The 13,212-nt window shown below is 64.8% G+C and carries 13 protein-coding genes and 1 riboswitch; of the genes, 12 read left to right on the forward strand and 1 reads right to left on the reverse strand.

The genetic code is table 11. The features are described from left to right. Position 1 precedes the first annotated feature (1 nt). Positions 2-1,030: an ACR3 family arsenite efflux transporter gene (arsB, locus tag QX010_RS27580; RefSeq protein ID WP_316182965.1), complete on the forward strand. Its 1,029-nt coding sequence runs from the start codon at positions 2-4 to the stop codon at positions 1,028-1,030. Positions 1,031-1,065: 35 nt separating this feature from the next. Here the strand turns inward: arsB and QX010_RS27585 are convergent, their stop codons facing one another. After that, positions 1,066-1,311, reverse strand: a complete 246-nt coding sequence (locus tag QX010_RS27585) for a hypothetical protein (protein ID WP_316182966.1) — start codon at positions 1,309-1,311, stop codon at positions 1,066-1,068. A gap of 346 nt (positions 1,312-1,657) precedes the next feature. On the opposite strand from QX010_RS27585, the gene QX010_RS27590 reads away from it, so the two are divergent. The 11 genes from QX010_RS27590 to glgX all read left to right on the forward strand — a co-directional run bounded on the left by QX010_RS27590 (position 1,658) and on the right by glgX (position 13,169). Then, a complete protein-coding gene (locus QX010_RS27590; protein WP_315805353.1) occupies positions 1,658-1,963 on the forward strand; it encodes a PepSY domain-containing protein in 306 nt (101 codons plus the stop codon). After that, positions 1,964-2,629 (forward strand): response regulator transcription factor, encoded by a 666-nt coding sequence (locus QX010_RS27595; RefSeq protein ID WP_315805354.1) that lies wholly within the window; start codon positions 1,964-1,966, stop codon positions 2,627-2,629. Then, entirely contained in the window at positions 2,626-4,044 is a 1,419-nt protein-coding gene (locus tag QX010_RS27600; RefSeq protein WP_316182967.1) for a sensor histidine kinase, read from the forward strand. Before QX010_RS27595 ends, QX010_RS27600 begins: the two co-directional genes overlap by 4 nt. Before the next feature lie 109 nt (positions 4,045-4,153). Next, entirely contained in the window at positions 4,154-4,702 is a 549-nt protein-coding gene (locus QX010_RS27605) for a cytochrome b (RefSeq protein WP_316182968.1), read from the forward strand. Positions 4,703-4,762: 60 nt separating this feature from the next. Then, positions 4,763-5,458, forward strand: coding sequence for a VIT1/CCC1 transporter family protein (locus QX010_RS27610; RefSeq protein WP_315805357.1), 696 nt, complete (start codon positions 4,763-4,765; stop codon positions 5,456-5,458). A gap of 539 nt (positions 5,459-5,997) precedes the next feature. Beyond that, the gene (locus QX010_RS27615; RefSeq protein WP_316182969.1) at positions 5,998-6,609 is read left to right on the forward strand and encodes a hypothetical protein; all 612 of its coding nucleotides are present in this window, start codon (positions 5,998-6,000) and stop codon (positions 6,607-6,609) included. A 171-nt stretch (positions 6,610-6,780) separates the two neighbouring features. Next, positions 6,781-7,029 (forward strand): DUF3551 domain-containing protein, encoded by a 249-nt coding sequence (locus tag QX010_RS27620; protein ID WP_410051475.1) that lies wholly within the window; start codon positions 6,781-6,783, stop codon positions 7,027-7,029. A gap of 152 nt (positions 7,030-7,181) precedes the next feature. After that, a riboswitch (SAM-I-IV-variant riboswitch) is annotated at positions 7,182-7,291 on the forward strand. Between the two features lie 45 nt (positions 7,292-7,336). Continuing rightward, positions 7,337-7,807 carry a GNAT family N-acetyltransferase gene (locus QX010_RS27625; protein ID WP_315805359.1) on the forward strand — a complete coding sequence of 157 codons (471 nt, stop codon included), beginning with the start codon at positions 7,337-7,339 and terminating at the stop codon, positions 7,805-7,807. A gap of 457 nt (positions 7,808-8,264) precedes the next feature. Continuing rightward, positions 8,265-9,689 carry an IS1182 family transposase gene (locus QX010_RS27630; protein ID WP_316182793.1) on the forward strand — a complete coding sequence of 475 codons (1,425 nt, stop codon included), beginning with the start codon at positions 8,265-8,267 and terminating at the stop codon, positions 9,687-9,689. A gap of 902 nt (positions 9,690-10,591) precedes the next feature. Continuing rightward, on the forward strand, positions 10,592-10,867 hold the full coding sequence (locus tag QX010_RS27635; protein ID WP_316182970.1) for a DUF3606 domain-containing protein: 276 nt from the start codon (positions 10,592-10,594) through the stop codon (positions 10,865-10,867). Between the two features lie 67 nt (positions 10,868-10,934). Continuing rightward, positions 10,935-13,169: a glycogen debranching protein GlgX gene (gene glgX, locus QX010_RS27640; protein WP_316182971.1), complete on the forward strand. Its 2,235-nt coding sequence runs from the start codon at positions 10,935-10,937 to the stop codon at positions 13,167-13,169. The last annotated feature ends 43 nt before the right edge of the window (positions 13,170-13,212 follow it).

The raw sequence follows: 13,212 nt of genomic DNA on the forward strand, positions 1-13,212 counted from the left end.
GATGACGATCTTCGAACGCTATCTGACGGTCTGGGTCCTGCTCTGCATCGTCGTCGGTATCGGTCTCGGCCATTTGATGCCGGGGCTGTTCGCGGCGGTCGCGTCGGCGGAGGTGGCGCGGGTCAATCTGCCGGTCGCGGCCCTGATCTGGCTGATGATCATCCCGATGCTGCTGAAGATCGATTTCGCCGCGCTCGGCAATGTGAAGGAGCATTGGCGGGGCATCGGCGTCACCCTGATCGTCAATTGGGCGATCAAGCCGTTTTCGATGGCTCTGCTCGGCAGCATCTTCATCGGCCACGTGTTCGCGCCGATGCTTCCCGCAGGCCAGTTGTCGTCCTACGTGGCGGGTCTGATCCTGCTGGCGGCGGCGCCGTGCACGGCGATGGTGTTCGTCTGGTCGAATCTGTGCGACGGCGAGCCGCACTACACGCTGAGCCAGGTCGCGCTCAACGACGTCATCATGGTGTTCCTGTTTGCGCCGCTGGTGGGCCTGCTGCTCGGCGTCGCCTCGATCTCGGTGCCCTGGACAACCCTACTGCTGTCGGTGCTGCTCTATATCGTCGTGCCGGTCATCGTCTCGCAACTCTGGCGCCGTGCGTTGCTGCGTAGCACGGACGGGGCGTTGGTGCGCGCCTTGCGGGTGCTGCAACCGGTCTCGCTCGTGGCGCTGCTCGGGACGCTCGTGCTGCTGTTCGGCTTCCAGGGCGAGCAGATCCTGAAGCAGCCGGTCGTCATCGCGATCCTGGCCGTGCCGATCCTGATCCAGGTCTATCTGAACGCGGGGATCGCCTATTGGCTGAGCCGCCGGCTCGGCGTGGCCTGGTGCGTCGCGGCTCCGGCCGCCTTGATCGGCGCCAGCAATTTCTTCGAGCTGGCGGTTGCCGCCGCGATCAGCCTGTTCGGGCTCGACTCGGGGGCTGCGCTCGCGACCGTCGTCGGGGTTCTCGTCGAAGTCCCCGTGATGCTCTCGGTCGTGCGCATCGTCAAGGCGACGCGTCGCTGGTACGAAGCGGGCCTGCCGGCCTAGCCTTGGTCCGTGCCTTGGTCAGAAGCCGGTTCGCCTCACCGCCGCGGCTCGTCCTGATCGTCGTCGTCGCCTTCGCGGTCCCGGCGCGCGGGCTCGTAGCTCAGCAGCTGGCTGTCGGCCGGCGCATGCAGCGCCGCGAGATGCGGATAGGCCGCCAGGGTGCCGTCATCGGCACGGGCCACCGGCACCAGCGTGGGTGCCGTCTCCCGGCCGGCTTGTGACATCGCCAGGAGGCCGCCCAGCCCCGCCAGCACGGCTGCCAATGTCATCGTCTTACGCATTCTCGTCTCCGAACTCACCGCGCCCCCGGCTCGCTCCGTCCGGGCGGGATCATGTCGCAACGAGGCTGACGGCATCCTGTCAGGTTGAGTCAGCGAGACGTCAGCTTGTCTCGGGCAGGATGCCGATCCCTTGCGAGTTTCCACCCGCGCATCGGCCTGAGCGCAATTCCGACATCGGAAGTTCAAACTAAAATCCGCACCAGCTCCTTAGCATCTGCGAACGCTCCGCAAGTCGACCCCCGCAATTCGAACCCAGTGGCGCGCGCGCAACGAATGACGACGAGCTTTGAAGATCAGAGCGTCAGGCCCCGGGAAGATCATGCATTTGCCTCAAATCGGACGGTTCATGCGCATCACGGCATTTGCGATGCTGATCTCGACGGCGGCGTCCGCGGCGACGGTGGCGCGCGAGGACGATCGCGAGCGCCGTGATGCCGTGCGTCGCGCGGTGGAGGCGGGCGACGTCCTGCCGCTGTCGCAGATCCTGCCGAGATTGCGCGGCCGGATCGCCGGCGACGTGATGGGAATCGATGTCGACCGCCAGCGTGGCCGCTGGCGGTATGAGTTTCGGGTGATCGGCCGTGATGGCCGCGTGCGCGAGGTCTATGTCGATGCGCGCAGCGGCGAGATCGAGCGGATCGAGGAAAAATAGATGCGTGTGCTGCTGGTCGAGGACGATCCGCGGCTGTCGTCCGACCTGGCGCGGACGCTGCAGGCGGCGGGCTATCTGGTCGAAACGTCCGACAACGGCGAGCAGGCCTGGTTTCTCGGCGACACCGAGGACTATGGCGCCGTGATCCTCGATCTCGGCCTCCCCGGCATGGACGGCCTGTCGGTGCTGAAGCGCTGGCGCGGCGCGGCGCGGCATATGCCGGTGCTGATCCTGACGGCGCGCGCGAGCTGGGCCGAGCGGGTCGACGGCATCGATGCCGGCGCCGACGATTATCTGCCGAAGCCGTTTCGCAACGAGGAGCTGCTGGCGCGGCTGCGCGCGATCATCAGGCGCTCCGCCGGCCATGCCGCTCCGGTGCTTTCGTCGGGCGACCTGATGCTCGACGAGCGCCAGATGAAGGTCAGCCTGTCCGGCGTGCCGGTGACGCTGTCGCAGCTCGAATACCGGCTGATCGCCTATCTGCTGCGGCAGAGCGGCCGCGTCGTGCCGCAGCATGAGCTGGAGGAGAACGTCTACGGTCTCGGCCACGAGCACGACTCCAACGCGCTCGAGGTGCTGATCCGGCGCGTGCGCAAGAAGCTCGGCGCCGACATCATCGAGACCCGCCGCGGCTTCGGCTACATGATCCCGGAGACGACGGAATGAGGCTCGGCTCGCTGCGGCTGCGACTGGTGGCGGCGGGCACCATCGCGCTGCTGGTCGCGCTCGGCGTCGCCGGCTTCGGCATGGTCGTGCTGTTCAAGCGCCACGTCGCGCGCACGCTCGCCTCCGATCTCGACATCCACCTGCGCCAATTGCTGAACGGCCTCGAGGTCGATGCGGAAGGGCGCATCGTGGTCGCGCGGCCGCCGGCCGATCCGCGCTTCGTGGTGCCGCTGTCGGGGCTGTACTGGCAGATCTCGGACGATCACGGCCAGTTGCTGCGCTCGCGCTCGCTGTGGGACACCATCCTGCCGCTGCCCATCGACGAGCCCGGACCGAGCGACGTGCATCAGCATGAGCTCGCCGGGCCGGATGGCGAACACGTGCTGGTCGCCGAGCGCGGCATCCTGATGAATCCGGAAAGCCAGATCCGCGTGCGCGCGGCCGTGGCCTACGACCTCGACGGCGCCACCAGTGCGGTGCGGACCTTCGCCAAGGATCTGTCGATCGCGCTCGCCGTGCTGGCCGTCATCCTCGCCGTCGGCACCTCGGTTCAGGTCACTCTCGGCCTGCGTCCGCTCGGCGTGCTGCGCCGTGGCGTCGCCGAGATCCGCAGCGGCCGGCGCCAGCATCTTCCCGTGGACGTGCCGACCGAGGTGGCGCCGCTGGTCGAGGAGGTCAACGCGCTGCTCGATGCGCAGAGCCGCGAGATCATGCGCTCGCGCAGCCGTGCGGCCGATCTCGCCCACGGCTTCAAGACGCCGCTCGCCGCACTCGCGGCCGACGCCGCGCGCTTGAAGGAGCTCGGCCAGATCGAGCTGGCGCGCAATGTCGAGGATGTCGCCGAGGCGATGAGCCGGCAGGTCGATCGCGAGCTGGCGCTGGCGCGGCTGCGCGGCAAGGCTCGCGGCGGGCCGGAGGCCGCAACCGAGCTGGCGCCGCTGGTGAATGCGCTGCTCGGGACGCTCGGCCGCACGCCGGCGGCCGCCCATGTCAGCTTCGATGGCGAGGTGCCTCCAAGCCTGCGCGTCGGCATGGACCGCACGGATCTCGCCGAGGTGCTCGGCAATCTCCTCGAGAACGCCGCGCGTCACGCGGCGAGCACGGTTCGCATCGTCGCCAGTGCGACCCCTCTGATCGTCACCGTCGAGGACGATGGTCCGGGCATTCCGGACGCGAAGATCGGCCGCGTGCTCGAGCGCGGCGGCCGCCTCGACGAGCAGGGGCCGGGCAGCGGGCTGGGGCTCGCGATCGTGCAGGACGTGCTCGAAGCCTATGGCTGGCGGCTGCAGATCGGCCGTTCCCAGCTCGGCGGCGCCAGGATCACGATCGCGCCGGCCATCGTCTCGGCACTCCGCTGGCCGCAGCCCGCGACGTCCCAGGCCACCCCGGCGCCGTCCATTCTGACAGCAGGCTGACATCCCGCGTCAGCGGCGCGACGCCCCCGGTCGGCTATTGCCTCCTGCCATGCCACCCCGTGCTCCGGCGTGCCGGCGCGGGGTGCCCAATGGTCGAAGGAAGCTGATCATGCGTATTCGAAACTCCGCCAAGACGTATGGCTCCGTCGCGATCGCACTGCACTGGATCGTCGCCGTGCTGGTGCCGGCGGCGTGGATTTCAGGCCATCTCGGCGACGTGCTGCCACGTCCCGCTCATGACATGGGCCTGTTCATGCACGTCTCGCTCGGGCTGTCGATGCTCGGCTTCGCGCTGGCGCGCCTGGCCTGGCGCCTGGCCGATCCGCCGCCGGTGCCTGAAGCGACCAAATTCGGCGCGTGGACCGTTCATGTCGGCGAGATCACGCATCTGCTGATCTACGGCATCATGTTCGCCATTCCGGTGCTTGGCATCGTCACCCAGTTTGCCCGCGGCTACGGCTTGCCGGTGTTCGGCCTGTTCGAGATCGCCTCACCCTGGATCGGCGACCGCGGCTTCGCCCACGACATGAAGGAGATGCACGAGGCGCTGGCCAATGGCCTGATGATCCTGATCGGCCTGCACGCCGGCGCCGCCTTGCTGCACCATTACTGGCTGCACGATCGCACCCTGCGGCGGATGGTGCCGGGACTGCGGTGATCGCGCCTGTCATCCGGGCCTGCTAGAAGGTCTCCGTCGAACACGCCATCGGAGGCCGCCATGCCGGCAACGCCGCACATCGAAAAGCACTTCACCGCGTCGGAGGTCGTCCGCGACGTCGTCATCGGCATGGCCGACGGCCTCACCGTGCCGTTCGCGCTCGCCGCCGGTCTTTCGGCGGCGGTCGCCAGGACCGACGTGATCGTCACGGCCGGCCTCGCCGAGGTCGTCGCCGGCGCGATCGCGATGGGGCTCGGCGGCTATCTCGCCGCCCGCTCCGACGCAGAGCACTACGCCGCCGAGGAGAAGCGGGAGCACGACGAGATCGAGAAGCTCCGCGGTCGCGAGGTCGAGGAGGTCGCGGCGATCTTTCGCGGCTATGGTCTCGAAGGCCAGGCCTTGACCACCGTGGTCGACGCCATCGCGTCCGATCGCAAGCGCTGGGTCGACTTCATGATGCGCTTCGAGCTCGGCCTCGAACGCCCGGATCCGAAGCGCGCGCCGGTCAGCGCGGTGACCATCGGCGGCTCCTACGTGATCGGCGGCTTGATCCCGCTGATCCCCTACATGCTGGCAGCCGACATCTCGTCCGCGCTCCGCATCTCCGTGATCGCCACCGGCATCGCGCTCTTGATCTTCGGCGCCATCAAGGGCCACTTCACCGGCGTCAACAAGATCAAGTCGGCGCTTCAGACCGCCCTCGTCGGCGGCCTCGCCGCCGGCGCCGCGTTCTGGCTGGCGCATCTGTTCGGGTGAGGTGGAGCGGGATTGCGGTCTAGGCCGTTCGGACGAAGGTCACCGGGCCGGTCATGATCCCGTCACCCGAGCTGTAGGGTGGGCAAAGAGGCGTACGCGGCAACGCCGCGTCGCATCGGGCCCACCGCGCGTTTCGAGCGGTGGCGATGGTGGTCACGCGCCGCTTTGCCAGCAGCGTCAAGATTGATGGCACGCTGAACTAACAACCTGCCGTAGGGTGGGCAAAGGCGCGCCGGGATGCGGCCTTGTCGGGCGAGCTTTCACGCGCGCCGTGCCCACCGCCTACACCCAGCGCCACCGATGGTGGGCACGCGCCGCCCTTGGCGTCGCTTTGCCCACCCTACGGCAGCGTTGTCTGTGACAAAGAGCTTTAGGCTCGCCGAGTTCGAGACTGTTGGTGCTCTGCGGATCTGGACGTCCTGACGACGGCGTTGGGTTGAGACCATGCGTCAGCCTTGAACCAGCATAGTTCACCTTTAGGCCAGAATCTGACGTTCCATCCAATTGGCCGTTGCGGGGAGTTATGGTAGTCGGTTTGGGTGAGCAAGACCCTGACCCCGACCAAAGCAAGAGACCTCGCGATCCGCCTCGCATCTGCTCGCCCTGACGAAGCGCTAAGCGTCGCAAGGGGGATAGAAGCACCTTGGTTCAGGTGTCAGGCGTTATCTCACGTCGCACGCCATTGGCCCGATGAAAGGTATAGCCGCCTCCTTGAAGAGGCGATTCTGGCAGCCGACTGTCAGGAGGATATTTTCAATCGTGTAGCCGTCTCGGCATGGCCGATCAGGGCATATCTTGAGCGCGGCAACGGGCCGCCCGCCAAAGAACTTCTCATAAAGTACGTCGCTGCTTCTGGCGCCATTGAAAACATGGGGAGTCGTTCAGAGGCGCTGTTTTCCATATTTCAGGCGTCGAAGCCCTTCGACACCGGGTTATGGCGCCCTGTATTTTGGGCTTTGGTGGCAGCAGCGGAGCCTGCTCTTTCGTGGCGTCAGCTTAGAAACCTGAGGGACGCCGTCGCAATTGTTGCCTCCGATCACGATGAATTGGTGCATCAGGTATTTGAGAAGCTTTCTGAACCGAAAAATCTTTCGACCGTGAGACGCTACCTCGGCCAACATACCAGGCAGCAGCCGCGCTCCTATTTCTGACTCATGAGCCGCCGAAGCTAGCTGCGATCGCCTGCTTTCCGTGGAGCAAGAGAGGGTCACCTGACGACGCGGGTACCGAAACCCGCCGCGCCTGCGGATCAAGCGCGCGTGGACGTGGCCGCGCCGGCAGACCCTTTCGGATTGGTCAGCCTCATGTCATGATGGCTGATGATGCGCGCGCTTCTCCTCATGACTTCGATCATCGTGCTTGCAACCGCTCCAGCCGCGGCCCAGCGGTTCGATGGCAATGATCCGGTGTGCCTCCAGACATGGGAGTGGGGCGGGTCCAGCACGATCGCGTGCCAGTACAGGTCGTGGGAGGCGTGCAGAGCGGGGGCCGCGGGCCTTTCGGCCATGTGCCTGCCGAACCCCTATGCACAGCGCCCGCCTGAGCCGAGCCGCCGTCGGCCTCCCCGGTAGGCGCCGATTGCGGCCTGACAAGACCCCAATCTTCGACGGAGCGGCCATCGTCGGAGCCGACCAAAAGGTTCGAGATGAGCCAGGAGCGGCCACGCGTTGTTCCTCGAACTGGGGGCGTACTTGCCAAGCTCGATAGTGCCCGCTATCGTCAACTCCAACATCAAGAGTTGGGCCGACGCCCAGCGCCAACCTGCTCCCCGAGCAAGGTGGCTTTCTTCCTTCGGAAGAAGATGTGGCCGGTCCGGCAACTAAACGGGACAAGCCACCACGGCGTCATGCGCTCATCTCTTCGAAGAAGGGGACGAGAATGACTGTCGATCGAATCGAAATTGAGCTGGCCGATGCAAGGTCCCCGGACCTGATTAATCTCGTAACCGCGCTGGACGATTTCTTAAACAAGGTCTGCGGGGTGGAGAGGAATCACGGCTCTCCAATTGATCGGCTAGCGCACGACGACACGCAAATGTTTATCGCGCGGATTGCCGGACAAGCCGTTGGCTGTGCAGGGCTGCAGGTGTTCGCGGATGGTACCGGGGAGGTGAAGCGCATGTATGTCGTCACCGAGGCTCGGACAACTGGAATAGGCAGCAGGCTCCTGACGCGCGTTGTGGAAGCGGCCTTGACCGCCAAGCTGTCGGTTCTGCGGCTGGAAACCACGGAATTTCTTCCCGATGCCCAGAGGCTCTATCGGGCGAAGGGGTTCGTTCCGTGCCCAGCGTATGGCCCTTACGTTTCCAACCCGATCAATTTGTACTTCGAGAGATGGCTGACGAAATGATGGTCGAGGGCGATGTGACGACAAGGAATAGATGATCAAGTCTGCTTTTCGATCGTGTTGCACAATCGAGATCGCCTCTCAGACCAGCCTTACATGGGGTGGTTACTCCGCCATCGCTAGCATCCTACATGGTTGAGGTCGAGCATTCAGATGGCACGGAGATGCTTGTGTTATTTTTCTTGCATCGAGGAGGCACGGTTTGCTTTCGGAAAGCTCCCAAGGACAGAAGAGTTGATAGCGCGTGACGATCCTTACCTGTTGAAGAGGTTGGCGTCCTCATCGCCGCGTTGAATAAGGATGAGTAGCGATTTCTCACCAGCCGGTCACACAGTTTGGTCGTAAGGGAGTTCCGTTCGTTCCATGTCCGTTGTGGGCCGATGCTGTCGAAAAAAGGCTTGAGAGCCGCGGCGAACACTGATTCCTTCATCTGATCGAGCTTCGGTGACGGAGAACGGTGATGATGGGACGGCGGAAGCGGGATCAGGGCAGCCTGTTCTATGAGTTTCGCTTGGAGGATCGTATCCCCGAGAACCATCTGCTCAGGCGGATGAATGCGTTCGTCGCCGTGGCACTCGCCGATCTACACAAGGAGCTTGAGCCGCACTATTCCGAGATCGGGCGACCGTCGATTGATCCCGAACTCATGATCCGGATGCTGCTCGTGGGGTACTGCTACGGCATCCGCTCAGAGCGCCGGCTTTGCCAGGAAGTGGAACTGCATCTCGCTTACCGCTGGTTCTGCCAGCTCGATCTCGATGACGCTCTCCCGCATCACTCGACATTTTCGGTCAACCGGCTCGGCCGCTTTCGCGAGAGCGACGTGCTGCGCCACATCTTCGAGCGTGTCGTCTGGTCGGCGATGGCGACCGGGCTGGTAAAGGGCGAAGGCTTCGCGGTCGATGCCAGCGTGCTGGAGGCCAACGCCAGTCGCTACCACGGCAAGCCGCCGGCTGAACTCGACTGGACCGACGCACAACGTCAGCGGCGCGCCGTTGCTGAGTATCTTGCTTCGATCGAAGCTGCCGCGCAGCCCACCGAGGCGGCGGATGGCGCCGACGACACCGACAATGATCCTGAGACGCCGCGGCACCGGCGCAGCGAACGCAAGGCGCCGAAGGTGATCTCGCCGTCCGATCCGTCTTCTGCGTGGACGGCAAAAGCCAACAAGCGCGTCCAGTTCGGCTATGGTCTAAATTACCTGATCGACGTCGAACATGCGGTCATCGTCGACGTGGAAGCAACGCCAGCGCGAACCTATGACGAAGTCGTCGCGACCAAGACGATGATCGATCGCACAGCGCGATGCTTCGATCTGAAGCCGAAGCGACTGATCGCCGATACAGCCTATGGCACAGGCAAGTTCCTCGGTTGGCTCGTCAAGGAGAAGCAGATCACGCCGCATATCCCCGTGTGGGATAAAAGTAAACGCGAAGACGGCACCTTCTCGCGTGCAGACTTCAAATGGGATAGCCGCGCCAATGTGTATGTCTGTCCCAGTGGGAAGGTACTTCGCACCACCGGCAAAGTTCACGATGGAATGATGCTACGGTTCCGCGCCAGCAAACACGATTGCTCCATCTGCCCTCTGAAGGCGCAGTGTTGCCCAAACATGCCCGCCCGGCAGATCCCGCGCGATCTCCACGAAGACGCCCGAGATGTCGCGCGCCGGAAAATGACGACGAAAGCGTTCCTCAAATCACGCGACGAGCGCAAGCGGGTCGAGATGCGGTTCGCACATTTGAAGACCCACCATGGGTTCGAGCGGTTGCGCCTGAGAGGTCTGTCCGGCGCCCGCGACGAATTCCATCTCGCCGCCATCGTGCAGAACCTGAAGACAATGGCGCTGAAGCTGCTCAAGCCGCCAGAGCCGGCGCGGGTATGAGTTGTATGCGTGTGAGCAATTATGCGTCAGCGTCGCAGCCAGCGATCGGCCGGCGCAGCGGGTACTCGATCCATAAATGGCCTCGCCGTCGAACCAGACCAGGAGAAGCAGTCCCGCGCGGCGACAAAGACTTTTTTCGACAGCATCGGTCAAAAGCGGACGTGGCTTTGTCGCGCGCATTGGTGCTGACGTCCTGCATCCAGATCCTTCCTGAAGCACTGCGCAAATCGGAGTGCTCGGGTCGACTCCGGTCGCGGGCTCCCGCCTTTCGTTCGGCTGACCGGTGCAAGGGCAGTCCCCGGCCACCCCGTCGAACGCGTGCGTGCGAAAAGGCGCTCGTCGCCGACTGAAAATTTCTATTTCGCGTTTCCAGAAAACGTGCTAGACCATCGCCATCCCGTGCTCCTCGAGAGGGGCGCTTCGCGATCGTCACGGAACGTTGGGTGCGGGATGCGGTGGCTGCAGGATGCCGCAGCGCGGGGAGGCTCGCGTGGACGAACGGCAGCTTGCGGACGCGAAGTCGCGTGGTCCTGGCGCCCCGACGCTGGCGCCAAGTCCTCGGGCGATGATCCCGAGGGCGACGGTGGCTCACAAGCCGGACACCGGGGAGATCGCGTATAAGCGTGAAAACCATCGCGCGGGGAATGCCGGGATGTCTCGGCTGAACCTGTGGTGACTGCCGCCTGCTTTTTTTCTGCAGGCGGGCCATGGGGGCGGCCAGCTCCCGGCATTCCCTGCGCCCTCTGCCTGATCAGGGGGCAACATCGATGACATCCCTCGGGCGCATGGCGCCGCGAGGTCGGTGACGCACGTCTTCGTGGCGACACCCGGAGGGGAGGGAGCCCCATCGCGGGAACCAATTTCCGCAGCCAAGGTTAGCTGGCATGCAGGAGACCCCCCACATGCGCCGTCCGAAAATTCAGCCGTCCCGCAACAAGCTCGACATGGCCGATCAGGCCCAGGTCCGCGTGGTGACCAAGCGGCTGAAGATGTCGCCCGGCGAGTTGGCCGAGATGGTCGAGCGCATCGGCAACTCCATCGCGGCCATCACCAAGGAAGTAGCGCAGCAGCGGGCCGCGAAGGCTTCGGCGCCGGAAGGAGCCGTCATCGCCTCGGTGACGGTGACCGAGACCAAGGCGGAAGTGATCATGCCGGACGAGACGCCGGCGGCAACCTAGCAAGCGGCGGCGCGGATCATCGAGAAGCCCGGCAATCGGTCCGGGCATTGGACGAAGGGGGCAAAGGATGGACCAACGCACCGATCACGGTGACGCTTTGATGCAGGCCGCGTTCAGCCTGCGCAAGGCCAAGATCAGCGAAGGCCGTCCGTTTCCGCTGGGCGCGACCTGGGACGGCCTCGGCGTCAACTTTGCGATCTTTTCCGCGCACGCGACCAAGGTCGAGCTGTGCCTGTTCGACGACACCGGCGAGACCGAGCTCGAGCGCATCGAGCTCCCCGAATACACCGACGAGGTCTGGCACGGCTATCTGCCGACGGCACGTCCCGGCACCGTCTATGGCTATCGCGTGCACGGGCCCTACGAGCCCGACGTCGGTCACCGCTTCAATCCGAACAAGCTCGTGATCGATCCCTATGCCAAGCAGCTCGTCGGCGACCTGCGCTGGGGTCCGGAGCTGTTCGGCTATCAGCTCGATCATGCCGACAAGGATCTGTCGTTCGACGGCCGCGACAGCGCGCCGTTGATGCTGAAGTGCCGCGTCATCGATCCCGCCTTCACCTGGGGCACCTCGCGCAAGCCGGAAATTCCGTGGGAGCGGACGATCTTCTACGAGATGCACGTCAAGGGTTTTACCAAGCTGCATCCGCTGGTGCCCGAGGCCGATCGCGGCACCTTCGCCGGTCTCGCGCACCAGGACATCCCGGCCTATCTGCGCTCCCTGGGCATCACCTCGGCCGAGCTGTTGCCGATCCATGCCTTCATCGACGACAGCTATCTGGTCGACAAGGGCCTGCGCAACTACTGGGGCTACAACTCGATCGGCTTCTTCGCGCCGGAGCCGCGCTATCTGAAGACGCCGCTCGCGACCGAATTCAAGACCATGGTCAACCAGTTCCACGCCAACGGCATCGAGGTCATCCTCGACGTGGTCTACAACCACACCGCCGAAGGCAACGAGTTCGGGCCGACCCTGTCGTTCAAGGGCATCGACAATGCCAGCTACTACCGGCTGATGCCGGACCAGAAGCGCTACTACATCAACGACACCGGCACCGGCAACACCGTGAACCTGTCGCACCAGCGCGTGCTGCAGCTCGTCGCGGACTCGCTGCGCTATTGGGCGACGGAGATGCGGGTCGACGGCTTCCGCTTCGATCTCGCCACCATCCTGGCGCGCGAGCCCTACGGCTTCGACGAAGGCGGCAGCTTCCTCGACGCCTGCCGGCAGGATCCGGTGCTGTCCAGCGTCAAGCTGATTGCCGAGCCCTGGGACATCGGCCCGGGCGGCTATCAGGTCGGGCAGTTTCCGCCGGGTTGGGCCGAATGGAACGACAAGTTCCGCGACACCGCGCGCGCCTTCTGGAAGGGCGACGGCGGCACACTGGCCGACTTCGCCAAGCGCATCTCGGGCTCGGGCGACCTGTTCAACAAGCGCGGCCGGAGGCCCTGGGCGAGCGTGAACTTCATCACCGCCCATGACGGCTTCAACCTCAACGACCTCGTCTCCTACAACGAGAAGCACAACGAGGCGAATGGCGAGGACAATCGCGACGGCCACAGCAACAACCATTCCTGGAATTGCGGCGTCGAGGGGCCGACCGACGACCCCGAGATCACCGCGTTGCGCGAGCGGCAGAAGCGCAATCTGCTCGCCACGATGCTGCTGTCGCACGGCACGCCGATGCTGCTGGCGGGCGACGAGTTCGGCCATAGCCAGAACGGCACCAACAACGCCTATGCGCAGGACAACGAGACCACCTGGCTCGACTGGATGGGGATCTCGCCGCAGGGCAGGGCGTTGCGCGAGTTCACGCGCAAGCTGATCGCGATGCGCAAGGCTTTCCCGATCCTCTATCGCAGCCGCTTCCTGGTCGGCTCGCACAACGAGGAGCTCGACGTCAAGGATGTGACGTGGCTCGATCCCTCCGGCGAGGAGATGACGACCGAGCAGTGGACGGACGATCATGCGCGCTGTTTCGGCATGCTGCTCGACGGCCGCGCCCAGGAGACCGGCGTCAAGCGGCGCGGATCGGATGCGACCCTGCTGCTGGTCTACAACGCCCATTACGACGTCGTGAACTTCACATTGCCTTCCGTTCCGGAGGGGCACAACTGGCTGGCGCTGATCGATACCAACCAGCCGGATGCACAGCCGCAGTCGTTTCCGTTTGGCCACGTCTACGCGGTGACCGGGCGATCGCTGCTGGCCCTCGGCCTGTCCTCGGAGCAGCAGCCGATGCGCAGCCTGCGCCACGGCCTCGGCGCCCTGCTGGACATCGCGGAGGCGCCGCTGGGGTAGGGCGGCGAGACAGCCCGGCGCCGGCTTGTCGTTCGCGGGATGT

This window comes from Bradyrhizobium sp. SZCCHNRI1009 (assembly GCF_032487575.1).
In the GTDB taxonomy this organism is placed as follows: Bacteria; Pseudomonadota; Alphaproteobacteria; order Rhizobiales; family Xanthobacteraceae; genus Bradyrhizobium.